Source organism: Hymenobacter polaris, assembly GCF_012927305.1.
Lineage (GTDB): Bacteria > Bacteroidota > Bacteroidia > Cytophagales > Hymenobacteraceae > Hymenobacter > Hymenobacter polaris.
The window spans coordinates 628,710-654,683 of the sequence record NZ_JABBGH010000001.1; the positions used below are offsets into that span (position 1 = coordinate 628,710).

The 25,974-nt window shown below is 61.4% G+C and carries 23 protein-coding genes; 17 read left to right on the forward strand and 6 right to left on the reverse strand.

All coding sequences use genetic code 11. The features are described from left to right. The first annotated feature begins 144 nt into the window (after positions 1 to 144). The 5 genes from miaE to HHL22_RS02720 all read left to right on the forward strand — a co-directional run bounded on the left by miaE (position 145) and on the right by HHL22_RS02720 (position 5,331). Complete coding sequence (miaE, locus tag HHL22_RS02700) at positions 145 to 741, forward strand: tRNA-(ms[2]io[6]A)-hydroxylase (RefSeq protein WP_169529429.1); 597 nt, start codon at positions 145 to 147, stop codon at positions 739 to 741. 255 nt (positions 742 to 996) lie between these two features. Next, entirely contained in the window at positions 997 to 2,472 is a 1,476-nt protein-coding gene (locus tag HHL22_RS02705; protein WP_169529430.1) for a capsule assembly Wzi family protein, read from the forward strand. A 316-nt stretch (positions 2,473 to 2,788) separates the two neighbouring features. Continuing rightward, positions 2,789 to 3,217: a tRNA (adenosine(37)-N6)-threonylcarbamoyltransferase complex ATPase subunit type 1 TsaE gene (tsaE, locus tag HHL22_RS02710; protein WP_169529431.1), complete on the forward strand. Its 429-nt coding sequence runs from the start codon at positions 2,789 to 2,791 to the stop codon at positions 3,215 to 3,217. 65 nt (positions 3,218 to 3,282) lie between these two features. After that, complete coding sequence (locus HHL22_RS02715; protein ID WP_169529432.1) at positions 3,283 to 4,509, forward strand: alanine dehydrogenase; 1,227 nt, start codon at positions 3,283 to 3,285, stop codon at positions 4,507 to 4,509. A 75-nt stretch (positions 4,510 to 4,584) separates the two neighbouring features. Continuing rightward, positions 4,585 to 5,331, forward strand: coding sequence for a hypothetical protein (locus tag HHL22_RS02720; RefSeq protein WP_169529433.1), 747 nt, complete (start codon positions 4,585 to 4,587; stop codon positions 5,329 to 5,331). Between the two features lie 30 nt (positions 5,332 to 5,361). On the opposite strand, the gene HHL22_RS02725 is transcribed toward HHL22_RS02720, so the two are convergent. Then, positions 5,362 to 6,276, reverse strand: a complete 915-nt coding sequence (locus HHL22_RS02725; RefSeq protein WP_169529434.1) for a flavin reductase family protein — start codon at positions 6,274 to 6,276, stop codon at positions 5,362 to 5,364. 169 nt (positions 6,277 to 6,445) lie between these two features. Between HHL22_RS02725 and HHL22_RS02730 the strand changes: the two genes are divergently transcribed. From HHL22_RS02730 to acs, 7 genes are all read left to right on the forward strand, one after another. Next, positions 6,446 to 6,865, forward strand: a complete 420-nt coding sequence (locus tag HHL22_RS02730) for an IS1 family transposase (protein ID WP_169529435.1) — start codon at positions 6,446 to 6,448, stop codon at positions 6,863 to 6,865. A 130-nt stretch (positions 6,866 to 6,995) separates the two neighbouring features. Next, positions 6,996 to 8,561, forward strand: a complete 1,566-nt coding sequence (locus tag HHL22_RS02735; RefSeq protein WP_241737950.1) for a hypothetical protein — start codon at positions 6,996 to 6,998, stop codon at positions 8,559 to 8,561. 112 nt (positions 8,562 to 8,673) lie between these two features. Further along, positions 8,674 to 10,161: an MFS transporter gene (locus tag HHL22_RS02740; protein ID WP_169529436.1), complete on the forward strand. Its 1,488-nt coding sequence runs from the start codon at positions 8,674 to 8,676 to the stop codon at positions 10,159 to 10,161. An 81-nt stretch (positions 10,162 to 10,242) separates the two neighbouring features. Further along, the gene (locus HHL22_RS02745) at positions 10,243 to 10,458 is read left to right on the forward strand and encodes a hypothetical protein (protein ID WP_169529437.1); all 216 of its coding nucleotides are present in this window, start codon (positions 10,243 to 10,245) and stop codon (positions 10,456 to 10,458) included. Positions 10,459 to 10,508: 50 nt separating this feature from the next. Then, entirely contained in the window at positions 10,509 to 13,340 is a 2,832-nt protein-coding gene (locus tag HHL22_RS02750) for a sensor histidine kinase (RefSeq protein ID WP_169529438.1), read from the forward strand. 79 nt (positions 13,341 to 13,419) lie between these two features. After that, positions 13,420 to 13,794 carry a response regulator transcription factor gene (locus tag HHL22_RS02755; protein WP_169529439.1) on the forward strand — a complete coding sequence of 125 codons (375 nt, stop codon included), beginning with the start codon at positions 13,420 to 13,422 and terminating at the stop codon, positions 13,792 to 13,794. Between the two features lie 114 nt (positions 13,795 to 13,908). Then, the gene (acs, locus tag HHL22_RS02760) at positions 13,909 to 15,822 is read left to right on the forward strand and encodes an acetate--CoA ligase (RefSeq protein ID WP_169529440.1); all 1,914 of its coding nucleotides are present in this window, start codon (positions 13,909 to 13,911) and stop codon (positions 15,820 to 15,822) included. A gap of 124 nt (positions 15,823 to 15,946) precedes the next feature. Here acs and HHL22_RS02765 read toward each other — a convergent pair whose 3' ends face one another. The 4 genes from HHL22_RS02765 to HHL22_RS02780 form a co-directional block, all read right to left on the reverse strand. After that, entirely contained in the window at positions 15,947 to 16,471 is a 525-nt protein-coding gene (locus HHL22_RS02765; RefSeq protein WP_169529441.1) for a DinB family protein, read from the reverse strand. A gap of 302 nt (positions 16,472 to 16,773) precedes the next feature. Beyond that, entirely contained in the window at positions 16,774 to 18,066 is a 1,293-nt protein-coding gene (gene fahA, locus HHL22_RS02770; RefSeq protein ID WP_169529442.1) for a fumarylacetoacetase, read from the reverse strand. Positions 18,067 to 18,227: 161 nt separating this feature from the next. Beyond that, positions 18,228 to 18,455 carry a NifU family protein gene (locus HHL22_RS02775; RefSeq protein ID WP_169529443.1) on the reverse strand — a complete coding sequence of 76 codons (228 nt, stop codon included), beginning with the start codon at positions 18,453 to 18,455 and terminating at the stop codon, positions 18,228 to 18,230. A gap of 107 nt (positions 18,456 to 18,562) precedes the next feature. Then, complete coding sequence (locus HHL22_RS02780) at positions 18,563 to 19,669, reverse strand: Mrp/NBP35 family ATP-binding protein (RefSeq protein ID WP_169529444.1); 1,107 nt, start codon at positions 19,667 to 19,669, stop codon at positions 18,563 to 18,565. A gap of 683 nt (positions 19,670 to 20,352) precedes the next feature. Here HHL22_RS02780 and HHL22_RS24185 point away from each other — a divergent pair. From HHL22_RS24185 to HHL22_RS24440, 4 genes are all read left to right on the forward strand, one after another. After that, positions 20,353 to 20,487, forward strand: coding sequence for a PID-CTERM protein-sorting domain-containing protein (locus HHL22_RS24185; RefSeq protein WP_262888333.1), 135 nt, complete (start codon positions 20,353 to 20,355; stop codon positions 20,485 to 20,487). A gap of 90 nt (positions 20,488 to 20,577) precedes the next feature. Next, entirely contained in the window at positions 20,578 to 21,150 is a 573-nt protein-coding gene (xrtX, locus tag HHL22_RS02790; protein WP_169529446.1) for an exosortase X, read from the forward strand. Next, positions 21,143 to 21,670, forward strand: a complete 528-nt coding sequence (locus HHL22_RS02795; protein WP_169529447.1) for an XrtX-associated membrane protein — start codon at positions 21,143 to 21,145, stop codon at positions 21,668 to 21,670. Before xrtX ends, HHL22_RS02795 begins: the two co-directional genes overlap by 8 nt. A 265-nt stretch (positions 21,671 to 21,935) precedes the next feature. Beyond that, positions 21,936 to 22,457, forward strand: a complete 522-nt coding sequence (locus HHL22_RS24440; protein ID WP_394354447.1) for a DUF6985 domain-containing protein — start codon at positions 21,936 to 21,938, stop codon at positions 22,455 to 22,457. A gap of 91 nt (positions 22,458 to 22,548) precedes the next feature. Here HHL22_RS24440 and HHL22_RS02805 read toward each other — a convergent pair whose 3' ends face one another. Further along, complete coding sequence (locus HHL22_RS02805) at positions 22,549 to 24,402, reverse strand: sugar-binding domain-containing protein (RefSeq protein ID WP_169529448.1); 1,854 nt, start codon at positions 24,400 to 24,402, stop codon at positions 22,549 to 22,551. Between the two features lie 368 nt (positions 24,403 to 24,770). On the opposite strand from HHL22_RS02805, the gene HHL22_RS02810 reads away from it, so the two are divergent. Beyond that, the gene (locus HHL22_RS02810; protein WP_169529449.1) at positions 24,771 to 25,946 is read left to right on the forward strand and encodes an NAD(P)/FAD-dependent oxidoreductase; all 1,176 of its coding nucleotides are present in this window, start codon (positions 24,771 to 24,773) and stop codon (positions 25,944 to 25,946) included. Positions 25,947 to 25,974: the final 28 nt, after the last annotated feature.

Here is a 25,974-nt window from a genome sequence, read left to right on the forward strand (position 1 = left end):
TTGGGGGTTAGTGCTGCGGCTTGACTTGCGCTCTAGGCCCTAGGCGTACCAGCCGCTTCCCACCTTTGCATGCTCAACTTCGCGTCGTCAGCCCGCGCCAGCGGGCGTATCCGCGAAATCCGTTAAATCCGTTAAATCTGCGATTTGAAAACCATCCTGAAGCTCAAGCTCAATACCGACCCGCGCTGGGTGGATATTGCCAGCAAAAACCTGGAGGAAATCCTGGTAGACCACGCCTACTGCGAGCAGAAAGCGGCCAGCACCGGCATTTCGCTCATCGTGCACTACCCCGAAAAGGAGCGCCTGGTAGACGAGCTAACCGCGCTGGTAGCCGAGGAGTGGGAGCACTTTGAGCGCGTGGTGAAGGAGCTACGCAAGCGCAACCTGCCCCTGGGCCGCCCCCGGCGCGACGAGTACGTGGTGCAGCTGATGGCCCACGTGCGCAAGGGCGGCCCCCGCGAGCGCCAGCTCATGGACCAGCTGCTGGTGTCGTCGCTCATTGAGGCGCGCTCCTGCGAGCGCTTCAAGCTGCTGTGGCTGCACCTGCAAGACCGCGACCCCGAGCTAAGTCAGTTTTACTACGAGCTGATGGCCAGCGAGGCCGGCCACTTCGTGAGCTACGTGGACCTGGCCAAGGAGTACTGCGACCCCGCCGAGGTAGATGCCCGCCTACAGGAGCTGCTGAAGCTGGAGGGCGAGATAATCGTGAGCCTGCCCGTGCGCGACGACCGGATGCACTAGAGGAGCAGCGTAGCAACCACAACTAGGGCGCCAAGCTCGGCTGCTGGTTGTATATCCTGCTAATTACAAGATCATTATTAAGTGTTTTGGTTCGGTTAACAGCGTGCGCCGTCGTAGCTTTGTAGCTCATCAACTGTTGCCACTTGCCACTTGCGGACCTACTTATCAGCAGCTGGCCTTGCGTATACCGGCTGCGCGTGGTAAATAGGGTCATATTCAGGGTGATACGCAGCACGCCGCCTGACTGAAACGCTTATGAGGATTCTTTTACTTGTGGTGGTGGGTTGCCTACTGGTTGCCCACTCGGCGGCGGCGCAATTCGCCGATTCTTTGCAGCTGGCCGCGGGCGTTGTGGGCACTGCGGCCACCAAGGGTTACCAGCCCCTCTGGATAATTGCCAATCGCTACGGCACTATTTCCGACCAACAGGTTGACGCCGCCGTGTACCTGCGCGTTAGCAACCAGCACGTCTTTGCCAAAAAGCAGCCCGCCGAAACCCCAGGCCAAGTGCGTAAGCCGGGTTTTTACGTGGGGTACGGGGCCGCGCTCTACAACAACAATCACCTCGGCAGCACCTTCCTAAACCAAGGCTACGTGCAGGCCGGCTACCGCACCTGGCAGCTGCGGGCGGGGCGCCAGCGGGAGTACACGGGCGAAATTGACCAATCGCTCTCCAGCGGCTCCTTCGGTATCAGCGGCAACGCGCTGCCAATTCCCAAGATTACCCTGGCCGTGACGGACTATACGCCCATCCCCTTTACGCACGGCTGGGTGCAGTTCAAGGGGCAATTTGCGCACGGCTGGCTGGGTGATGCGGAGGGCATTACGAACGTATTTCTGCACCAAAAATCGCTGTACCTGCGCGTGGGCAAGGAGCGCTGGAGCTTCTACGGCGGCCTGACGCACTTCGCCCAGTGGGGCGGCACCTTCCCGTCGGGGCGGGCCCCCAGCCGTTTCAGCGACTACCTGCGCATTGTGGCGGGGGCGAGCGGCAACGATGCCGACCCCGTTTACCACCAGGGCCCGATTGATATTGACAATGCGGTGGGCAACCACCTGCTTATTCCCGATTTCGGCGTCACCTTCCGTAAAAACAATTCCACCTTCCGGCTCTACACGCAGACTATCTTCGACAAGGGCGTGGGCGACAGTGCCAACGCTAGCCAGCGGGACCGGCTCGCGGGCCTGAAAATCTTGTGGCGTGACCGGCTGGTGGGTTTCAGCTGGGAAACCAGCCGCCGCTCGCTGCTGCAGAAGGTGCTGGTTGAGGGCATCTACACCAAGTACCAGGGCGGCCCCGTCATCTATCAGGGCCGCGATAACTACTACAACAACGGCACCTACATCATGGGCTGGCAGTACCAGGGCCGCATCATTGGCACGCCGTTGTTCATCAACCGGGCGGCGGCCGAAAACTACGGCTTCGACCTGAACGCCAATGCTATCAGCGGCTGGAATATTATCAGCAACCGCCTTATTGGGGTGCACCTAGGGGCCAAGGGCAACTTGAGCGAGCGCCTGACCTACCGGCTGCTAGCTACGCACGTGCTGCACTACGGCAACTATTATAACACCGCCTACTTCACGCCGGCCAAAAACCAAACCCATCTGCTACTAGAGCTGCCCTACCGCTTCCCACACTTTGCGCTTGCCGTGGCCGCCGCGAGCGACTTCGGCGATTTGTCGAATAACGCGGCCGGTATGCTGCGCTGCGAATGGTTTTTGCGCTAATAAAACAGGGAAAGGGGCCTAGGTGGTAGCTGCGGTAAGCTTTTCCGGGAAATTATTCCTCCTCATAGTTGGAAGCCCGCCCGTAGTTGCCTGCCGCCCGCCTCACTCGTTTGGCGATAGGCAGGGGCCCGCTGCGTACCCCCCGCGCTTTGCACCACCCACTTCGGGAAGAGTATAGGAGGGCCAGCAAGCTGAAGGAGTACTTTTGCAGGCGGGCCAGCACCGCCGGCCCTAGGCCCCGTCGGCACCTGCTGAAAGCCCTAGAACCGGCGGTGCTGGCCCGCCTGCAAATTGAGGACAAAATAGAAGTTAGTTAATGGAAATTCCTATTCCGAGCCTCGCGGCTGTGCCCGAGGCGGCCCAACAGCTAGCGGCGGCCATTGCTGCGAGCGGGCAGTCGGTGGTGGCGCTGGAGGGCGAGATGGGGGCCGGCAAAACCACGCTCGTCCGGGCGCTGTGCGCCACCCTAGGGGTGCTGGACGACGTGAGCAGCCCGACCTTCGCCCTCATCAACGAGTACCGCGACGGGCTGGGCCGGCCGGTGTACCATTTCGACTGCTACCGCCTCGACTCGGCCGAGGAGGGCGCCCGGCTGGGCCTGGCCGAATACTTCGATTCGGGGTATCTTTGCCTAGTGGAGTGGCCCGCCCGCGTGGCAGAATTATTGCCGCCCCAACTAGTACGCGTGGAGCTGACCGTGACCGGTCCGGAATCAAGACAATTAGTAATTAACAATGAACAGTGAGCAATAGACAGTGAGCTACGGGCAGCAATCGCTCCTGGCTCCTTGTTAATTGCTCATTATCCCTTATGGCCGAACAGCTACCCACCGGCTTCGGTGCCCTGGCCACGGGCCGCGCCTACATCACCCAGGAGTCGATGCTGGCGGTGGAAACCCGTAAGCGCCGCCTCTTCATCGGGCTGCCTAAAGAGTCGTCGCTGCAAGAAAACCGCCTAGGCCTCACGCCCGAAGCCGTGCAGCACTTGGTAGGGGAGGGCCACGAAGTAGTGCTGGAAAGCGGCGCCGGCGAGCCCAGCAAGTACTCCGACCACGCCTACTCCGAGGCCGGCGCCAGCATTGCCTACTCGACCGAGGAGGTATACAAGGCCGACATCATCCTGAAAGTGGCGCCGCCCATGCTCACCGAAATTGAGCTGATGCACCCCAATCAGACCCTGATTTCGGCGCTGCAAATGGGCACGCTCACGCCGGAGTTCATTGCCGCGCTAGCCCGCAAGAAGGTGAACGCCATTGGCTTTGAGCTGATAAAAGACCCGAGTGGCGCCCGCCCCGTGGTGCGCGCCATGAGCGAAATCGCGGGCTCGACGGTGATGCTGGTGGCGGCCGAGTACCTGGCCCGTTCCAACGAGGGCAAGGGCATTATTCTGGGCGGCATTACGGGCGTGCCGCCCTCGCAGGTGGTGATACTAGGAGCCGGCACGGTGGCTGAGTACGCCGCCCGCGCCGCCCTAGGCCTCGGGGCCGAGGTCCGGGTGTTCGACAACCACCTCTACAAGCTGCGCCGCCTCAAGCACAACCTGGGTGCCCAGATTTATACCAGCACCCTCGATACGTTTGCCCTAGGGCAGCAAATCCGGCGCGCCGACGTGGTTATCGGCGCCCTGGCTGTGGAGGAGGGGCGCATCCCGTTTATGGTGCCCGAAGACATGATTTCGAGCATGGCCGCCGGCTCCATCATCATCGACGTGAGCATCGACCAGGGCGGCTGCTTTGAAACCAGCGAAATCACCAGCCACAACCGCCCGGTATTCCGCAAGTACGACGTAGTGCACTACTGCGTGCCCAATATTGCCTCCAGGGTGCCGCGCACGGCCACCAACGCGCTGAGCAACATCTTCACGCCCATTCTGCAGGAAATCAGCCAGCAGGGCGGCATCAACGAAACGTTGTTTACCAACGAGCACTTCCGCTCGGGCGTTTACATCTATAAGGGCTCGCTCACTAACGCCGCCATCGCCAAGAAATTTAACCTGCGCTACAAGGAGTTGGGGCTGCTGATTGCGGTGCGGAACTAAGGAAAATGCCACGCAAAACTAACAGCGCAGCACTAGCAACCTGTGCAAAGCAGGCCTAAACGGCATCTAATGACTATGACGAAGCTCGTTTTAGCATTGCTGTTCATGGCCTGGCTACGGCAGCCAGCCTACGGCCAACGCCCGGATACGCCAGCGGCCTACCTAAGCCGAATGCAGCCCATTGTGGAGTCAGAAAGCCTAGGCAGTCGCTTGGCCCAGCGGCTGGATAGCTTGCAAGCAGCGTGTATTCCGTCGAGAAGTTACGCAAATGTTCTTTTTAATCGAGCTATCGACGTAGGGTTTACGCAGCGCCGCTTAGAAGTGAGCCTAAATTTTTACCGATTTCAAGTCGACCTTCTATGCCGCAACGATACCATCTTTTCGCGCACTATCGCGTCACAGGATGATGCGCAGTGTGCTTATCGCTGGTACAACCAAGCGGTAATCGGGCAGTTCTTGCGGCAGCGCAACCAGCTGTATAAGGTGGAGAAAACAGCCAACGAGCTACTTGCCGAATTGGCTACTCCCAGCACGTATGCCTTCAACTGCGGCGATGGGGCACCCCCAACCGCGGAAGGCGTGGCCATTGAGCGATTGGTGGCCAAGCATAAAACTGCGCCGCTACTGGCGATGCTAACTAGTTTCAACTGCGAAACCCAGGCTTTTGGCGTCGCCGGACTACAGCGGTTGCAGCAGCGCGGCTACCGGCTGTCGCCGGCTACGCAAGAATTGATAGCGCATGTCGTAAACAGAAACGCGGAGTTGGTCACCTGTTCGGGCTGCTTATCGGGGCTTATAGAAAAGATATATCCGTTGCATTAGCAAGCAAACTACAAGCAACAGTATATCCCACTATTTCACCAGCAGCACCCGCCAGGCCTCTGCCACGCGGCCCTCGCCCAGCCACTGCTGGGCCAACTGGGCTAGCTGCCGCCGCTGCTCGGCGGGCTCAGCGTGGTACTTGTTGAGTAAGTAAGCTGCCATCGGCTCCTGGCGGATTTCCTCGATTTGAGCAGGGGTGGGCAGCGCCTCGGCTTCCACGTTGGCGAGCTTAGCCAGGTCGTTGCCAGTGAGCACGCTGCTTTCGCGGATGTGGGCGGGGAGCGCGTCGAAGCCGATGCCGAGGCGGCGGTTGGGGCGCGATACAGTGAACAGGTTTTCGGGGCGTAGGCGGCTGTACCAGTCGCCACCCAGGCGCGACACGGCCTCAAACTTGTGCGGGTCGATGCCGGGCCGGCCAGCCAGCAGAATGTCCTCGCGGAAATGGCCGCGCAGCACCCGGCACACCACCAAATTGCCGTGGCCGGGCCCGTCGCCGAGGACAATAACCTGCTCGACGGCGCACTCGAAGGCTACCGGGCACTCGGCCACCCTAGGGGGGCGCACCTCGGCCGAGGCCGCCTCAGTGAGGCCCGCCTTGCCAAACTCGCTCACGCCCCTAGGGTACTCGGCGCTGGCCAGCGAAAGCTGCTCTACCAGCGGGTAGTCGCAGAGGTTGACGACCACCTCGGGCACGGCGCGCACGTTCAGCAGGGTATCTTTTTCGGAGTTATCGCGCCCGCGGCTAGTGGGCGAAAACACCAGAATGGGCGGGCTCTGGCTGAAGACGTTGAAGAAGCTGAACGGGCTGAGATTGACTTGCCCCTCGGCGGAAATGGTGCTAATGAAAGCAATGGGCCGGGGCGCCACCGCACCGATAAGAAACTGGTAGAAGTCGACGGCCGACAAGTCGGCCGGGGCAATAGTGCGGAACGCGGGCGCGGGCATGGGGGAGGGGCTTAGCGGCGCAAAGCTACCCTAGGCCGCCCGGCCCCCACGGCAGCGCGAAGCGGCCTAGGGCTGCCGGCCGGCGCCAAAGCCTGAATCATTGCTAATTAGCTGTAGGTTTGCTGAAAAGCTATAGCTTTACAACTCAGCAAGCCTTCTCCTTCACGTTATGGCAAATGTAGCCTGCCCGAAATGCGACTCGAAAGAAGCCACCAAAAGCGGTATTATTAATGACCGCCAGCGATTTAAGTGTCAAAATTGTGGTTATCACTACACCGTAGCCAAGGTGGGCCGCGAAGTAAACCCTTACTACGTGGTGAAGGCGCTGCAACTCTACATCGAGGGCGTCAGCTACCGCGAGATTGAGCGCCTGCTGGGCGTGAGCCACGTGAGCGTAATGAATTGGGTAAAGAAGTACGGCGTGAAGGCGCCGCGGCAAACGGATTACCACCCCACCTATAAGATACTAAATCAAAAGGAGTTAGCTGAATTTTTTCAAAAGTCCGAGAACCTGAAAGGCGCCGGGCTGGTGGTGACGGAGCTGGGCGATAAGTACATGATGATACGCTGGGAGCGGTTTCGGGACTAGCCAGCTATAGCACTGCGCAAAACTATAGCACGGGGGTAGCGCGGGCCTGGGGCGGGTTGCTATTTGGCAGTCCCAAGCCCTAGGCTGCGGGAAATCCATTCTTCTTTCCATCTACATTCCCACCATTCGCATGAAGGTTACTCGCTACGTACTGGCCTTAAGTAGCTTGCTGGCTGCCGGCCCCGGTTTGGCGCAAGTGACGCCGCCCGCCCCCAGCGGGCAGGCCCCACCGCCCGCCGCTCCGGCCCCGCCGCCCACGCCGCCGGCCCCTACCAAACCAGTGCCCTACGGCTCGGGCATGAAGTTCAACCTCTCGCCCGATGGCCAGAAGTACGTGCGCCTCATGGCCTGGACCCAGGTGTACGTGCGCTATAATGAGAACAACACGGGTACCCTGCGCGGCCCCAACGAGCCCAAAAGCAACCAGTTCGACTTTGGCCTGCGCCGCTCGCGCATGGTGCTGCTGGCCCAGCTTAGCCCGCGCTTCCTCATTTATACCCACCTGGGCATCAACAACCAGAACGGGGTGAGCGGCGGCGTGGCGCCTACCACCGACGGCAAGAAGCCCCAGTTCTTCATCCACGAGGCCGTGACCGAGTACAAGGTCAATAAGTACCTTAACCTAGGGGCCGGCCTGCACTACTACAACGGCATCTCCCGCCTCACCAGCGCCAGCACCACCAGCATCTTGCCGATGGATTTGCCGCTGACCAACTTTCCCACCATCGACGCGCTCGACCAGTTTGCGCGCTGGCTGGGAATATATGCCAAGGGCCGCATCGGCAAGTTTGACTACCGCCTGTCGATGAGCGACCCCTTCCTGACCAACCTGCCCACCAACACCGCCTACGTGGCGGGGGGCGTGCAGACCGGCAACCCCCTAGGGCTGGGCTTCAACACCACCAGCGGCGGGGTCACGACCAACACGGGCTTCAACGTGGCGCAGTATAACCCGCAGAACGACAGCCACGTGTACCAGGGCTACTTCAGCTACAGCTTGCTGGATACCGAGCCCAACCTGCTGCCCTACTACCAGGGCACCTGGCTCGGGGCGAAGCGGGTGCTCAACATCGGCGGCGGCTTTTTGTACAACCAGAACGGCATGTTTTCGCGCGCTAGCAACAGCACCGTCAACCTGAGCACCCTGGCCACTGGCACCGACCTCTACGCAGCCGTGCCCACCCAAAAGCACGACATCAAACTATTCGGGGCCGACGTGTTTTACGACACGCCGCTCGACACGGCCAAGCGCACGGCGCTGACCTTTTACGGGGTGTACTACAACTACAACTTCGGGCCCAACTACGTGCGCTTCGTGGGGGCCGAAAACCCCGGCTACGGCACCAACCCTTATCGCGGTAACGCCGTGCCGCAGTCGGGCACCGGCAGCTCGGTATATGGGCAGCTGGGCTTCCTGACGGGCAAGAACACCCTAGGCAGCAAGGTGCGCCTGCAGCCCTACCTGGCCTACCTCTACAGCGGCTACGACGGCCTGCGCAACCTCGCGGGCGAAAGCCAGGGGTGCAGCATCTACGACGCGGGCCTCAACTTCCTCATCGATGGCCACAACGCCAAGGTGACGCTCAACTACCGCCTGCGCCCCGACTACAACATCCAGACCATCAATGGTGTGGGCGTAGCCACTGACCCCACGCGCCGCTCCGAAATTACGCTGCAAACGCAGGTATTCCTGTAAGACTACGTGCCTGCCTGCCACCAATCGATGCCTGCGCCAGCCTGGTCGCTGGTTGCTAGCAGGTGGGTACCAAGCGTCAAAAACCAGTCACTACTATTCCCACCCAACCTCCATGGAACAAAGCCTAGACCCCCGCGCGGCGGCTGCTTATCGCAACGACCCCGATGCGCCGGCCGCGCACGACAACAACCAAGTTGATTCCAAGACCATCTGGCAGGTGATTACGGCCTCGTCGGTGGGCACGGTCATCGAGTGGTATGACTTCTACATCTTCGGCTCGCTGGCGGCCATTATTGGGCCGGTGCTGTTCGGGCAGTCCGGCGACTTGACCAAGTCGCTGCTAGGCGCCCTGGCCATTTTCGGGGCCGGTTTTGTGGTGCGGCCATTCGGGGCCCTGTTTTTCGGCCGCATCGGCGACATGATTGGCCGTAAGTACACCTTTCTGGTAACGCTACTCATCATGGGCGGGGCCACGTTCGTAACGGGCCTCATTCCCAGCTACGACTCCATTGGTATTGCGGCGCCCCTCATTGTGGTGGTGCTGCGCTTGTTGCAGGGCCTGGCCTTAGGGGGCGAGTACGGCGGGGCGGCTACCTACGTGGCCGAGTACGCCCCCGACAGTAAGCGGGGCTACTACACCAGCTTCATCCAGATTACGGCCACCGGAGGCCTCATCCTCAGCATCCTGGTAATTGTGATAACCCGCAAGTCGATGGGCGAGCCCGCCTTCAAGGAGTGGGGCTGGCGCATTCCGTTCCTGCTGTCGGGCTTCCTGGTTATCGCCTCGTACTACATCCGCCGCAAGCTGCACGAGTCGCCGCTGTTTGCCAAAGCTAAAGCCACCGGCACCACCAGCAAGAGCCCCCTGCGCGACTCGTTCGTGAACCCCGTGAATCGCCGCTTGGTGCTGATTGCGCTGTTCGGCGTGACGATGGGCCAGGGCGTTATCTTCTACACCAGCCAATTTCAGGCCTACACCTTTATGAACGCCGTGCTCAAGCTCGACATCGTCGATTCGAGCACCGTGCTGGTGGTAGCCATGCTGGTGGCCACGCCGCTGTTCGTGTATTTCGGCTCGCTCTCCGACCGCATCGGGCGCAAGCGTATCATCATGACGGGCATGATTTGCGGGGCGCTGTTCACCATTCCGCTTTTCTACGGCCTCAAGGCCTACGCCGGGCCGCTCACCGAGATTACCCCCGCCACTGTGGATGCCGCCGGCAAGGCCGTGCCCGCCGTGATGAAGGCCTTGACCCCTAACGTGTTCATGATGACGGTGCTCACCTTCTGCCTGGTGCTGTTCGTGACGATGGTTTACGGCCCCATCGCCGCCTACCTCGTCGAGCTGTTTCCGACCAGCGTGCGCTACACCTCGCTCTCGGTGCCCTACCACATTGGCAACGGCGTGTTTGGGGGCTTCGTGCCGCTCATTGCTACCTCCATCGGCGTGTGGGCGGCAGCGCAGCCCGCTGGCACCTTCGCCAACGAGCACAAGAGCCTGCTGGGTCTGGTTTACCCGGTGGTTATCGCGCTCATCTGCTTTTTCGTGGGCATGGCTCTCATGAAGGACACGCGCAACGTGAAGCTAATGGACCAGTAGCGCCGGCTACCCCTAGGGCCCAAAAAACCCGCCGAACGCGCCGTTCGGCGGGTTTTTGCTGAAAAACCGCGACCTTGCTTCATGCCTAACTCGTCACCTGCCCCGGCTGGCCCCGGTGGCCAGCAGCGCGGCCCGCGCCTCTTATTTGTGGCGGCCCTGTTCGCGGTGCTGCTCAACTTCCCGCTGCTTGGCGCCTTCGACCACGGCGGGCGCCTAGGGGGCGTGCCGGTGCTCTACCTCTACGTACTGCTGCTGTGGCTGCTGCTGATTGGGGCCACATGGTGGCTAAGCAGGTGAGGTAGCGCCCGGCGGAGTGACGCGCTTTTTCAACCAGCAACCAATCCCCTTTGAATAAACTCCTCGTCATAGCGTGCTCGGTGGGCTACCTGCTGCTGCTGTTTGGCGTGGCCTACGCGGCCGAGCGCCGCTCGGCCGCGCGCAAGAGTTTGGTAGCCAACCCCTACGTGTATGCCCTGAGCATGGCCGTGTACTGCACGGCCTGGGCCTACTACGGCTCGGTGGGGCGGGCGGCGGCGCAGGGGCTGAGCTACGTGGTGATATACCTAGGGCCGGGGCTGCTGGCGCCGGTGTGGTGGCTGCTGCTGCGCAAGATTATCCGCGTCAGCCGCCAGCAGCGCCTCACCTCCATTGCCGATTTCCTCTCGGCCCGCTACGGCAAAAGTGCGGGCCTAGGGGCCCTCGTTACGGGGGTGTGCGTGTTGGGTGTGGTGCCCTACATTGCCTTGCAAATCAAGGCCGTAGCCAGCTCGTTTGTGGTGCTAACGGGCGGCGGGCCCACGGGCAGCGTGAGCGCGCGGGCGGCCGCCCTGGTCACGGCGGCGGTGCTGGCGGTGTTCACCATCCTGTTTGGGGTGCGCTCGGTCGAGGCGACCGAGCGCCACGAAGGTATCGTGCTGGCCGTGGCCCTCGAAAGCCTGCTCAAGCTGCTCGCGTTTCTGCTGGTGGGGCTGTTCGTAGTGTTTGGCTTGTTCGGCGGCTTTGCCGACTTGTTTGACCAAGCGGCTGCGGTGCCGGCTTTGCGGCAATTATTCACCCTAGGGGGCGCCGGCACGGGCGGGGCCGAGTGGCTCACGCTGCTGCTGCTCAGCATGTCGGCGGTGCTGCTGCTGCCGCGCCAGTTTCAGGTGGCCGTGGTCGAAAACGTGAGTGAGGACCACCTGCGCCAGGCCATGTGGCTATTTCCGCTCTACATGCTGGTTATCAATTTGTTTGTGCTGCCAGTGGCCTTCGGTGGGGTGCTGCGCCTGGGCGGGCGCGGCTTCGATGCCGATACGTTTGTGCTGGCCCTGCCGCTGGCCACGGGCCACCCCTGGCTGGCGCTGTTCACCTACCTGGGGGGACTATCGGCGGCCAGCAGCATGATTATCGTCGAAACCATTGCCCTGAGCGTGATGATGAGCAACCACCTGCTGATGCCGCTGCTGGTGCGCGTGCCGGCAGCCCGGCCCGACGAGCCGCACCGGCAGCGCCGCTGGTTTGCCTACCTCAGCCGGGTGGCGCTGCAAAGCCGCCGCCTGGCCGTGCTGGCGGTGCTGGCCCTGGCCTACGGCTACTACGGGGTAGTGGGCCACACGCTGCCCCTCGTTAATACTGGACTAGTGTCGTTTGCGGCGGTGGCGCAGTTTGTGCCCGCCGTGCTGGGCGGCCTCTACTGGAAGGGCGGCACCCGGCGCGGGGCTACCCTCGGGCTGCTGGCGGGCTTCGGGGTGTGGTTTTTTACGCTGGTGCTGCCCACGCTGGTGGGGCCGGGCCTGCTAGCGGGCAGCGTGCTCACCCACGGGGTGGGGGGCCTAGGCTGGCTGCGGCCGGGCGCCCTGTTCGGCCTCACGGGCCTGGATTACCTCTCGCACGGCTTGTTTTGGAGCTGGTTTTTCAACGTGGGGCTCTACGTGGGCGTGTCGCTGGCCTGGCCGCCCTCGGCCCTGGAGCTGCGCCAGGCCGACGTGTTCGTGGACGTGTTTGCGCGCCACAGCCTGGCCGAAGAAATTGCCGGCTGGCAGGGCCGCACCCCGCTGCCCGACGTGCGCGCCCTGCTGGTGGGCTTTTTGGGCAAGAAGCGCACCTACCAGGCCCTGCGCGCCTTCACCGAGCGCTTTCCCGATGCCCTGCCGCCCGCCCCCGGCGTGGCCGACCCGGTGAGCGAGAAGCTGAGCGAGCTGCTGGGCCAGCCCCCCGCGGCGGCCGACCCGCGCCTGCTTACCTACGCCGAAAAGCTGCTGGCGGGCACCGTGGGGCCGGCCAGCGCCCGGCTGCTGCTGGCGGGCGTGGCCGGCGAAGAGCAAATCAGCTACGGCCAGGTGGTGGGCATTTTAAAAGAAAGCCAGCAGCTGCTCGAAGCCAACCGCCAGCTGCACAAGCAAAGCCGCCAGCTGCAGCGCCTCACCACCGAGCTGCGCCAGGCCTACGAGCAGCTGCAGGCCCTCGACCAGCAGAAGGACGAGTTTCTCTACACCGTGACCCACGAGCTGCGCACGCCGCTCACCAGCATCCGGGCGCTGGCCGAAATCTTGGCCGATAACCCTGATTTAGAGCCCGATGAGCGCCTGCGCTTCCAGCTCACCATTGGCCGCGAGGCCGAGCGCCTCACCCGCCTCATCTCGCTGGTGCTCGACCTGGAGCGGTACGAAAGCGGCCAGGCTAGCCTCGAGCGTGCCCCCCTAGCCCTGGCCGAAGTGGCGCAGGAGGCCCTGGAGGCCGTGGGGCAGCTGGCCCGCGAGCGCGGCTGCGAGCTGCGCCTCGCCGTGCCCGCCACCCTGCCCCCCGTGCCCGCCGACCGCGACCGCCTCATGCAGGTGCTCATCAACCTGCTTTCCAACGCCATCAAGGCTAGCCGGCCCGGCCAGCCCGGCCGCATCGCGGTGCTGGCCTGGCCCTCTGCCGATGCCCTGCTGCTGTGCGTGGAAGACAACGGCAAGGGCATTGCCGCCGCCGAGCAACCCCAGATTTTTGATAAGTTTTACCAGGCCCGCCACCAAACTATGCGCAAGCCCGAGGGCTCGGGCCTAGGCCTGGCCATCAGCAAAAAGATTGTCGAGCTGCATCAGGGCCGCATTTGGGTGGAAAGCGCCCCTGAGCAGGGCGCCCGCTTTTTCGTCGAGCTGCCCCTCGCCGCCCCGGCCCGCGTGCCCGTTCCCTTTTCTTCTTCTCTCGTCGATTAATCCTTACCGGCCGGCCGGGGCCTAGGGCCCGCCCGCTACCTACGTAGTCCGTTATATAAGTGCCTAAGTGCTAGCTGCTATGCCAACGCCCCAGATTTTATTGGTTGATGATGAGCCCAACATCGTGATGTCGCTGGAGTTTTTGATGCGCAAAAACGGCTACGGCGTCGGCATTGCTCGCAACGGCCACGAGGCACTGGCCGCCATTCAGGAAACGCCCTACGACCTGGTGCTGCTCGACGTGATGATGCCCGACGTGGACGGCTACCAGGTATGCCGCCAGCTGCGCCAGCGCCCCGACCGGGCCAGCACTAAAGTTATTTTTCTCTCGGCCAAAAGCCAGCCGGCCGACGTACAAAAAGGCTACGAAGCCGGCGCTGACCTCTACATTCCCAAGCCCTTCAGCACCCGCCAACTCATGGAAAAAGTCCGCGAGCTGCTAGGTAGGGTATGAGGGTAAGTGGGTAGGAGGGGCTGCACTTGTGTCACGCTGCCGCTACTCTTTATCCGCTGCCTGCCCCTTAGTCCTCCTGCCCACCCTCCTCCTTACCCTTATACCCTTTCAAAAATGTCCGCCGTTCGCACCCGCACCCTAGAAGAATACCACGCTGACTATCAGCAATCAGTAGAAGACCCCGACGCCTTTTGGGCCGCCGCCGCCGAGCCCTTCACTTGGTACAAGAAGTGGGACACCGTGCGCGGCGGCGACTTCTCGCCGGGCGGCACCAGCACCTGGTACGCGGGCGCCCAGCTCAACCTAACCGAGAACTGCCTAGACCGCCACCTTGAGCAGCGCGCCAACAAGTTGGCCATCATCTACGAGCCCAACGACCCCAAAACGCGCCACTCGCGCCTCACCTACCGCGAGCTGCACGAGCAGGTGTGCCAGTTTGCCAACGTATTGAAAAAGAACGGTGTGCGCAAGGGCGACCGCGTGGCCCTCTACGTGCCCATGGTGCCGCTGCTGGCGGTGGCGGTGCTGGCCTGCGCCCGCATGGGGGCGGTGCACTCGGTGGTGTTTGCCGGCTTCTCGGCCTCAGCCATCGCCGACCGCATCAACGACGCCGAGGCCACTTGCGTCATCACGGCCGACGGCCTGAACCGCGGCGCCAAGCAAATCCCGGTCAAGAGCGTGGTGGACGAGGCCCTGGCCAGCTGCCCCTCGGTGCAGCGCGTCATCGTGATTGAGCACACGGGCTGGCCCGTCGATATGCAGCCGGGCCGCGACGTGTGGTACCACGAGGAGGTGCAGGACGTGGAGAAAACCTGCGCCCCCGAGCCCATGGCCGCCGAAGACCCGCTGTTCATCCTCTACACCAGCGGCAGCACCGGCAAGCCTAAGGGCGTGGTGCACACCCAGGCCGGCTACATGGTGTGGGCCGACTACACCTTCCGCAACGTGTTTCAGGTGGAGGAAAATGACGTGCACTGGTGCACCGCCGACATTGGCTGGGTAACTGGGCACACCTACGGCGTGTACGGCCCGCTGCTGGCCGGCGCCACCACGCTGCTGTTCGAGGGCGTGCCTACCTACCCCTCGCCGGGCCGCTTCTGGGAAGTGATTGACAAGCACCACGTCACCATCTTCTACACCGCGCCCACGGCCATCCGCTCGCTCATGGCCCACTCCGTCGACCACGTGCTGGCTTATTCGCTCAGCAGCCTGCGCGTCCTAGGGTCGGTGGGCGAGCCGATAAACGAGGAAGCCTGGCACTGGTACGACCAGCACGTGGGCAAGGGCCGCTGCCCCATCGTGGATACGTGGTGGCAAACCGAAACCGGCGGCATCATGATTTCGGCCCTGGCCGGCATCACGCCCTCGGTGCCGGCCCGCGCCGGCCTGCCGCTGCCCGGCGTGCAGCCGGTGCTGCTCAACCAGGATGGCAGCGAAATCGAGGGCAACGACCAGGAGGGCTACCTGGCTATTAAGGCCAGCTGGCCGGGCGTCATCCGCACCACCTGGGGTGACCACGAGCGCGCCCGCCAGACGTACTTCACGCCCTACCCCGGCTATTACTTCACCGGCGACGGCGCCCGGCGCGACGAAAACGGCCTCTACCGCATTATCGGCCGCGTCGACGACGTGATAAACGTGAGCGGCCACCGCTTCGGCACGGCCGAGATTGAGAACGCCATCAACCAGAGCGACTACGTGGTGGAAAGCGCCGTGGTGGGCTATCCGCACGACGTGAAGGGCCAGGGCATCTATGCCTACGTCATTTGCCACAACGGCGTGCCCACCACCGACCTCGACAATCAGCGCACCGAAGCCAGCATCGTGGAGGCCGTAGTGGCCGCCATCGGCCGCATTGCCAAGCCCGACAAGATTCAGTTGGTGAGCGGCTTGCCCAAAACCCGCTCGGGCAAAATCATGCGCCGCATTCTGCGCAAGGTGGCCGAGGGCGAAACCCAGGCCCTAGGTGACACCACCACCCTGCTCGACCCCGCCGTAGTGGACGAGATTGTGGCCGGGCGGAAATAGACTTGTTCCTACAACAAGGAAAACCAAAAAAGCCCGTCCTGCTAAGCCTTGCGAAGCAGGACGGGCTTTTTCAAGAAGTTTAAGGTGGGGGCGGCCCTAGGGCCGCGTGGCCCCAGGCTACCCGTTAGTTTAGCGCTGGTGGTAGCTGCTGCGCCACTTCCCGAATGTCGTGGAGGTGGCGGGTGGTGTGGTGCAACAGGTAATACAGCCAATCGGTCACGGTCATTTCGCCCAGGTAGGGGTGCTTATGGGCCTGGTTGGTGATGAGGAGCTGGCCGCTGGCGAGCTGCGAATCCAACTGTTGCCGCTGGGCCAGGAAGCACCGCTCGAAGGCTGCGGGCGTAGTAGCCAGGCCGGTGAGAGCGGCCGTTTCGAGCTCTGTAAGCCTGGGCAACTCCTTATAATCAACGAGAATCCGGTGCAGATTTTTGTCGCCGTATATCTCTTTTATCGGGGCTACCGGGCCCGACTGGCTGCTTAGCAGGTGCAGCGTGCGGCCATCCACCAGGCAAATGTGCTCCAGCAAGTCAGCGATGCTGCAATCGTCGGCGGACCGAAAAGACAATTCTGCGGGCGAGTATTGGCGAGCTAAGTTTATGGTTGTTTGGGTATTAGCCGCGAGCGCTGCTAAATACTGCGGAACGGTCATAGCAAAATAAGAATAGACTTTAGCCAGCACCGGTGGGCGGCGGGTAGCTACAGATAATAGGAAGGAGGATAATAGATAAGCAAATTACAGCGCGAATAGCTATAAATCAATAGCTTGCTGGCTATTTGCTGTCAAGGCTATTTTTTGTTCAGGCACTTTTGCACCATCCCCCTTTCGCGCAGCTTACCAAGCTGGCTAACGTTAACTTGGATTTTTTCATAATAGTATCTGGACCGCCGCGGGCCCTAGGCCCGCGGCGGTCCGGAGGCAGTGAGCGCGGCTCGTGGCCCGACGAGCGCCGGCTACTCGGCGGCTGGCAGCACCGTGCCGCGCACCTCGCCCAGCCCAATGCGCAGCCCTTCGCGCGCCGCGTAGCCGCGCATGATAACGGTATCGCCATCGGCCAGCCAGGCGCGGGAGCTGCCGTCGGGCAGCGTCAGGGGCTGCTGGCCGCGGCGGGTTAATTCCAGCAGGCAGCCCAGCGCGTCGGGCGCCGCGCCGCTGATGGTGCCCGAGGCGCAGAGGTCGCCCACCGCCAACGGGCAGCCGTTGCTGGCGTGGTGAGTTAGCTGCTGGGCCATGCTCCAGTACAGGTGTTGCGTGTTGGTGCGGCAAAGCAGCGTGGGCTCGGGGGCCTCGGCGGGTTGCAGCAGTACCTCCAGGGTAATGTCGAAGTGGTGCGCCCCGCTGGCTTGCAGGTAGGGCAGGGGCGCGGGCTCCTGCGCCGGGCCAGGCACCCGGAACGGCTCTAGCGCATCGAGGGTAACTACCCAGCCCGACACACTGCTGGCGAAGCTTTTGCCCAAAAATGGCCCTAGGGGCTGGTACTCCCAGCTTTGGATGTCGCGGGCGCTCCAATCATTGAACAGCAGCAGCCCGAAGATGTAACTCTCGGCCTGCCCCAGGGGCACGGTGCTGCCCAGGGCCGTGCCCTGGCCCACCACGAAGGCCATTTCCAGCTCAAAATCCAGCATTTGGGTGGGGCCGAACGTGGGTGCCGTAGCGCCGGCGGGCAGGTACTGGCCCTGGGGCCGGCGCACGGGCGTGCCGCTGGCTACCACGCTGCTGGCCCGGCCGTGGTAGGCCACCGGCAGGTGCCGCCAGTTGGGCAGCAGCGGGTTGCCGGGCCGAAACAAGCTGCCGGCGTTGGTAGCGTGCTCGAGGCTGCTGTAGAAATCGGTGTAGTTGGTGGGCTTGACGGGGCGCAGCAGCTCCACCTCGCTGCGGCGCAGCAGGCAAGCGCGCACGCCCAGCTCGCTGTCGCGCAGCGCGGGGTTGTCGTAGCGCAGCAGCTCGGCGCAGCGCTCGCGCACGGCCAGCCACACCGGCCGCCCCAGCTTGAGCAGGGCATTGAGCGAGCGGCGCCGGAACACCCGGGGCAGCGCCGCCCCCAGCGTCGGCAGGTCGTCGGCCAGCGCGTCGAAGTAGCCCAGCTGCGCGCAGGCGTATAAATCGAGGGCGTAGCCGCCAATGGCCACGGCCACCCTAGGCCCGGTATCCGGCGTCGAGATTATCCCAAAGGGCAGGTTTTGAAGCGGGAAATCGTCGGCGGGCTTGATGTCAATCCAGGAGCGGAGCGCGGGGTCGATGGGCATAGGGCGGTGGGGTAGGGCAGCTGAAAATCAGAACGTCATGCTTAGCTGGCGTCCGCTTGTCGAAGCACTTCTACCAAATCAACCCCTAGGGCGTGGGAAAGAGGCTTCGACAAGCGGACGCCAGCTAAGCATGACGTTCTACTAAGCGCAAGAACTAAAGTTTACTTCGCCTCCACGGCGGTAATCTCGGGCACGGCCCGGCGCACGGTGTCTTCGAGGCCGGCGCGGGTCATGGGCGACATGGGGCAGGCCCCGCAGGCGCCTTCCCATTCCAGCTTCAGCACGCCTTCGGGGGTTATTTCGGCCACGCGCACGTTGCCGCCGTCGGTGGCCAGGTACGGGCGCAGCCCATCCAGGGCCTGCTCCACACGGTCGAGAACGGAATTCATATAAGTCAGAGTGGGAAATGTAGGAGTAGAGAGAGAAGTGGCAGCCGGCCCACCGCGGGCGGGTTTTGCCCGCTACCGGGGCTAGGAAAACCGCGGGGCCGGCCGGCTTAGTTCTTCATAGTCACAACTTGGGTTTTGGGTGCCACGTTGTTGCGGATGCTGACCTGACGGGCCAGGCTCTCGGCCAGGACGCGGAACGTAGCCGCCTCGGGCGAAGTTACGTCGGCCAGCACGGCGGGGCGCCCGTCGTCGCCGGCTTCGCGCACGGCCTGCACCAGTGGCAGCTGCCCCAGCAGCGGCACCTCGTGCTTGTCGGCCAGACGCTGCCCACCGCCCTTGCCGAATATATAGTACTTGCTATCAGGTAGTTCGGCGGGCGTAAACCAGGCCATATTCTCCACAATACCCAGCACCGGCACGTTTATCTGGGGCTGCCGGAACATTTGCAAGCCCTTCTGCGCATCCAGCAGCGCCACCGGCTGCGGCGTGGTCACGATGATGGCGCCCGTCACGGGCACGGTTTGCACCAGCGTCAGATGAATGTCGGAGGTGCCGGGCGGCAGGTCGAGCAGCAGGTAGTCCAGTTCGCCCCAGTCTACTTCCGTAATGAACTGCTTGAGCGCCGACGAAGCCATGGGCCCGCGCCACACAATGGCGTTCTCGGCGGGGGCCAGAAAGCCGATGCTCATCAGCTTCACCCCGTACTTGACGATAGGCTGGATGAGGTTCTTGCCGTTGGGCCCCTGAAACACGTGCGGCCGCGCATCCTCGACGCCAAACATAGTGGGCATGCTGGGGCCCGAGATGTCGGCATCGACCAGGCCCACCTTAGCGCCGCTGGCGGCCAGGGCCACTGCCAGGTTGGCCGTCACGGTACTCTTGCCCACACCGCCCTTGCCCGACGCTACGGCGATGATATTCTTCACCCCCGGCAGAATCGTGTTGTTGTTGCGCATGGTCGTCACGCGCGACGTCATCTGAATTACCACGTTTGCGTCCTTGTCCACCATCGTGTGCACGGCCCGCTCGCAGGCGTCGTGAATCAGCTGCTTGAGCGGGCAGGCGGGTGTGGTCAGCACCACGGTAAAAGACACGGTACGGCCTTCTACCACAATGTCTTCCACCATGTTGAGCGTAATCAAGTCCTGGCCCAAATCGGGCTCTTCCACGAAGCTCAGGGCGTGGCGAACGGCGTCTATCGTTATCTCGGGCATACTCGGTAAGGCGGCCCTAGGGGCCAGTTGCAAAGATAACCCGCGCCAAGGGGTGGGGGTTTCCGGCCGCTGACTAGGTGGTTAGGGCCAGCGCCGCCAGCCTTAGTCCGTGGCTTTACCTGCAGGCGGACCCCTAGGGCCGGTAAAGCATCGGTAGCAGCTAGCTAAACTAGAAAAAAATGGGTCAGCAGTGAAATAGGAAGCAGCTAGTACGTGCTGGTGGGCTAGCTGAAAAAGAGCCTAAGTAAACTCTTTATAAACTGCTATTTATTAGCAGGAAATTAAGGTGAGATATGCCAATAAACTTGAACCTGTACAATCAATAATATTTAAATACAATAGTAGCAAATTAAATTCAGTATAGTATTTTTTTGTGGGTTGATAGAAATTACTAAAACTTTATAAGAAAAATGTTTTTGGATTGTCTTTTACGAGCACTAAATCCGAAGTAATATTGAAAAGAAATTGTTTTAGCGGCGAGAAATATAGGCGTATTAAAATAATATATTCAATAAGAAAAATTCAATTTATTGCGTACTATTCTTACTTTTTTCAAGACAAACTTGCCTTCTTTTCCCCTTTCACCTTTCCCTCTTTTCATGCGCATGAACTTCCTACTTAATCTTCTTCGCTCGGCTGCGGCAGTTTGCGTGCTGTCGCTGCTAGCCTCTTCGGCTTACGCCATGGACACTCTGCCCACCGTACCGCGGCAAGATGTGCCCAGCCCAACCGGGGTGCCCATCGACGGGGGCGCGTCGCTGCTGCTTGCCAGCGGAGCGGCCTACGCCGTTCGCCGCATCCGCGCTGCCAAGCGCTAAGGTATTTTTGCCTCCTGAAAGAATAGCCCAGCAACTTGCTTGGGCTATTTTTTTAAGGTTTATTTGTATTCGCACTCCTTGTCCGCTAGTATGCCAGCTTCTTCTATCTCAGCTAACCGCCCGCTATTGTATTTTACAGTTGTAGCAGTTAGCCTCTATTTACTTTGGTTTTTTGGCTATGAGAAATATCTAGAGCCCGATGGCCGCTTAGACGCTTTTCTAACGCATAATATCGCATCTGCGAGCGCAATGATACTGCGCTGGCTTGGTTTTGCTGCTACCGTGCCCAGCACGCAACCTAATATGATTTTACTCGCAAATGTGCCAACCGTAGTTATCGGGCCTTATTGCGACGGTATGGTGCTTTACGCTTTGTTCAGCGGGTTTATTTTGGCTTTCCCAAGTGGCACCGCCGGGCGGAAGCTTTGGTTTATTGTGCTGGGAAATATATTAATATACGCCGTTAATATTGGGCGCATTATTGCCCTCTGTCTCAATCATCACTATTCGCATAAAACGGTGGAGTTCAACCACCACTATACCTTCGCGGTAATCGAATACAGTTTTATTTTCTTGCTTTGGATATGGTGGTCTTCCCGCTTGGCTCTGCCCGGCCGGTCGGCTGGCCACTCCGCCCCGGCTGCGCAGCAAGTTTATGGATAAGCCCGTTTCTCCCGTATTACCAGCGCCCGCTACTCACGCCCCGGCCGATAGCTGGGGCCGGTGGGCCATGGGCGCAGTGCTGGCGGGCCTGCTGGTGGGCGCTACCTTCTGCCACGAGGAGCTTTATGCGCTCTTCACGCCGTGGAGCCAGCGGCTGCTGGAAGCCCTAGGCCTAGCTAAGCAATTGCCGGCTCTGCAGCAAGGGCCCATTACGCAGGTGATGGACAACCCGCACAGCGTGCCCCCCATCTTGCTATACAGCGTGTTGTACCTGGCCATCTGCGGGGCTTTGCTGCTGCTATTGCTGCCGCTACCAGCTCAGCGGCGCCTGGTTTTCAAGTTTTATGGGCTGGCGGGCCTGGCGCTGGTGCTGCTGGTGCTGGGGGGGCGGGTGGCGCACAGCGCCTCGCTGTTACAGCTTGGCAAGCAGCTGGTGCATTTTATCGTATCGCCCCTACCCGTTATCGTGCTGGTACCCCTGCTGCGGTGGCATCTGCCCCTCGCTAAGCCAGCGGCCTAGGCCCTAGGGCTAGCGGTTGCTCAAGTACTGTATCTACCCTAGGATGGGTGCTTTTACAAAGCTCAGGGCGTGGCGAACGGAACCTGCGATTACCTCAGGCACCCTAGGCCGGGCTACCCTAGGGTTAATTGTAGGGTAGTCCACGTTAAGAAGCAGAAATTTTTGGAGGTACGTATACCTTGCATCTCAATAAAGGAAACCTAAAGTGTTCCCGCATTGAAAGGTTATATTGCTACGTATGAATGCTCAAATAGAATCTTAGGTAATAGGTAGCCTCACTCAGGATAAAAACTTTTCGGACTGGTGGAAAAGCAATAAAATCTCTATTCCATTTTTTGATAATAAGAAATTACCTATAACATTCACGGGCTATGAACCCAGCGATGATAAAGAGTTTCTAACAGAAGCAGACGCAGCACTGACTAGTTTTCTTGCACTTGATAAAACAGCCAGAGAAGGTATCTCTTATCTGGTTTATAAAAACTGCATCGAGTTCTTAAAAATGGTCGATTTTATTGAAGAAGACCAGCCACTAAGAGATATAAAAGACGAAAATGAAATCTGGAAATTTGTCTGGCCAACTGATATCTATGTATCAAGAAGGCCTTATAATGAGCCAGATATATACGTCCAAGTTACCTGCGAGTGTGATTGGGAGCAGGAGCACGGTCTCCAACTTGTTTTTAAACAAGGTAAAAAAATAACGCGCGTAAGCGAACAAGACGGGCATCTGACGCATATAGTAAGCCGGACGAAGAAGATGAGTTGTTATCTAAATTTTAATTAATATAGGTATATAGTTTATTATAAAATAAACTAACCAAATAAAAAAGTCTCAGCTATTGTAGCTGAGACTTTTTTATTTGGTAGTAAATGGATTAGCAAGGCTTATCGTGGCTCCGCGAATTGAGCAGCCCGGCTGGCACATCCAGCTTGCCGGTGTGGAAACCGATGAGGCCGTTGCGCTCATCCTCAATGTTGGTGGCTTGGGTGTACACGTCGCCCGCGATGGGGCGGGCGCGCAGCTCGCGCTTGAAGTCGCGGATGCTGTTGGTGCGGGCCTCGGCGTCCTGGGGGCCGCCGTAGTCCGAGAAGCCGAAGCCGCCCCACTCGCTGACGATGAGCGGGCGCTGGCCGCGGTAGAAGTAGGGGTCGCCCACTACCAGCGGGAAGGCCGCCGTGCCCTCCAACTCGCCGCGCACGAGGCGGTCGAGCAGCTCGCGCCAGCGGCCCAGGTCGGGCGTGTAGAGGTGGGCCGTGAGCAGGTCGGTTTTCAGCTGCCCGTGGTACGAGATGTGGTGCCAGCCGTCGTTGTCAATCACCAAAAACTGGGGGTGCGCCAGCTGCATGAAGTTGTAGGTATTGGTGATGTAGCGCTGGGTAGCCGGGTTGGTGGCAATGTCCTGGGCGCCCCAGTCCTCGTTATAGAGGCTCCAGATGACGATGCTCGGGTGAGTTTCCATCAGGCTGAGCATGCGCTTCAGCTCGGCATAGTGGTTTTCGCGGCTCCGGGGGGTGCTGGCGTGGGGGCTGGGTACTTCCACCCACAGCAGCAGCCCTAGCTCGTCGGCTAGGTTGTAGATGCGCGGGTCGATGCCGGCAATGTGCACCCGCACTAGGTTGCAGCCCAGCTCCTTCATAGCGTACATGTGGCGCTGCATCTCGGCAAAGGTGGCCGTGCCGGGCTGATAGAGGATGCCGTCGAGGTAAATCGCCTCGTTGTTGAGGTACACCTTGCGGCCGCGGGCCTCAATCTTGCGCAGGCCGAAGCGGGCTTCAATCTGGGCCGCGTAGCCCGTTTGGTCGATGAGCTGAGCCACCAGGCGGTAGCGGTGCGGGTTTTCGGGGCACCACACCTCGGCGCCGGGCACCTCCAGCACCAGGCGTTGCTCATGCTGGCCGGAAGTGAGGTGCAGCGGAAAATCGGACTCGGCCAGCGGGGCGATATTGGGGGCGGCGTCGGGCTCAAACACGCGCAGGCGCACCGTGTAGTCGGCCGCATCGTGGATGCGCAAGGTCAGGTTGAAGCGCACCAGCTTGTCCTCAATCACGCTATCGACGCCCACCCGCGAGCGCAGGCGGTTGCGCTCCACGCTCTCGAGCCACACCGAGCGCACGGCCCCCGTAAAGGTCTGGTACCAGATGCCGCCGCGCTTATACACGTGCGACTCCTGCTTGCCGCGGGTGGTTTCGGCGTCCATCGTGTCGGCAATGCGCACCGTGAGGCGGTTCACTAGGTGCAGGTTCTCTTCGGGCAGCTCGTAGGTGAAGGACGTGTACTCGCCGTAGTGAATGCTCTCGCCCTCAATGGTTTCGAGCAGCTGGCCGTTCAGCCATACCCGCGTTTCGTAGCCGCAGGCGCCGAAGGTGAGCTGAATGAGCGAGCGGTTGCGGGCCCGGTCGCCCACCACCTCGGGCAGGTCGAAGGTGCGCTCGTACCAAGCCACTACCTTGTCTTGCCAGCCGGCGGTGGTGGTGGCGTGGGCGGCGGCAATGTGCTCCTCAATCGAGCCCGGCCATTGGGCTACGTAGCGGTAGTCGTGGCCTTCAAACCACTCCTCGTTTAAGCCCAGGTCGTCGGGGTCGAGGGCAAATTTCCAGCTGCCATCCAGCAGCAGGTGGGTGCCTTGGCGCAGCACCGCGCGGGGCAGCGAGTTGTCAACCTCAACGGTAGGATTGTCTTCCGGCGCAGCCGAGAGGCCATAGTTGGCAGCAGTGAGTTCTTCTAACATAATACAACAAGCAAAACAGCGGCTAGAAATAAGGGTGGGTTGGAAAAATGATGAGCGGCCAGTGTCTAAACAACGAGGCCTGTCACTAAAAATTAGGTTGTTAAACAGTAAAAATTCACAAACAATAGGCTGTTGGTGCCGTGGTGGGTGGTAATGAAGTGGCTACTCTGGAAAGGTACTTTAAAAAGAATTAGGGGCCGTTGACTGCCCAGGCTAAGGAGCAAGTTAAAGCGGCTTGATTACAATTGCAACCGCGATTTTACGCAAAAGTATGCGAATGGCCTAGAAATTATCCAGATTTTTGTGCGGTAGCCGTTTTTTGTAGCAATACCGGGCAGGGCGGACTGGCCTCTACCTTTGCCGCTGCCATGACCATCCTCCCTTTGCCCGCTGCTGCTCCGCCCGCGTTCGACGTGGCCATTGTGGGGGCGGGGCCCGCGGGCGCGGCCTGCGCGCTGGCCTTGCGCGGCAGCGGCCTGCGCGTGGCGCTGCTCGACAAGGCCCGTTTTCCGCGCGATAAGGTGTGCGGCGATGCCGTGCCGGGGGCGGCCCTCACGGCCCTGGCCCGCCTCGACCCGGCCTACCGCGCGGCCCTAGGGGCGCTGCGCCCCCAAAGCCCCGCCCGCCACAGCCGCCTGGTGGCGCCCAGCGGCCGAAGCCTGTGGCTGCACTGGAAAAACCCCAGTTTCAGCAGCCCCCGGCTGGCCTTTGACAATGCACTGCTGGCGCTGGTGCGCCAGCATACCGACACCGAAATTTGGGAGGAGGCCGCCCCGCAGGCGCTCGGTGGGCAGCCCGGCGCCTGGCAGCTGGCCACTACCCTAGGGCCCCTGCGCGCCCGCCTGCTGGTGGGCTGCGACGGGGCGCAGTCGTGGATGCGGCGCCAGTTGCTGCCCGCCCCCGCCCGACCCCACGCCGGGGTGGCCGTGCGGGCCTATTTTGAGCACGTGGCCGGCTGCCAAGAGGATACGACGGAGTTTTTCTTTAGCCGCGATTACCTAGCGGGCTACTTCTGGCTGTTTCCGGTGGGGGCGGGGCGCTACAACGTGGGCCTGGGCATGCTCAGCGAGCTGGTGAGCCGGCACCACCTGGATTTGAAAAAGCTGCTGCACGAGTGGGTGACGGCGCACCCCACCCTAGGCCCCCGCTTTGCCCAGGCGCGGCAGCTGGGGCCCACGCGGGGCTTTGGGCTGCCGCTGGGTGGCGCACCCGGCCCGGCGGCGCCCATTAGCGGGGCGGGCTTCCTGCTGTGCGGCGATGCGGCCGCCCTCATCGACCCGCTGCAGGGCCACGGCATCGATACGGCCGTGCGCAGCGGCATTTTAGCGGCCCAGCAGGTGCGGCAGGCCTGCGCAATGGGCGAGTTTGGCGCGGCGGCGCTGGCGGGCTACGACCGGGCCGTGCGCCAGCAGTTGGGGCCCCAGCTGGCGCATAGCCACCGCCTGCTGCGCCTGCTGGGCACCCGGCCCTGGCTGGTGAACGCGGGCGTGCGCCTGGCGCAGCTGCCCGGTATGCGCGGCCTGGTGCAGCGGCTGGTGGGCTAAGCGCTACTTAAAGTATTGGGTGAGCCTT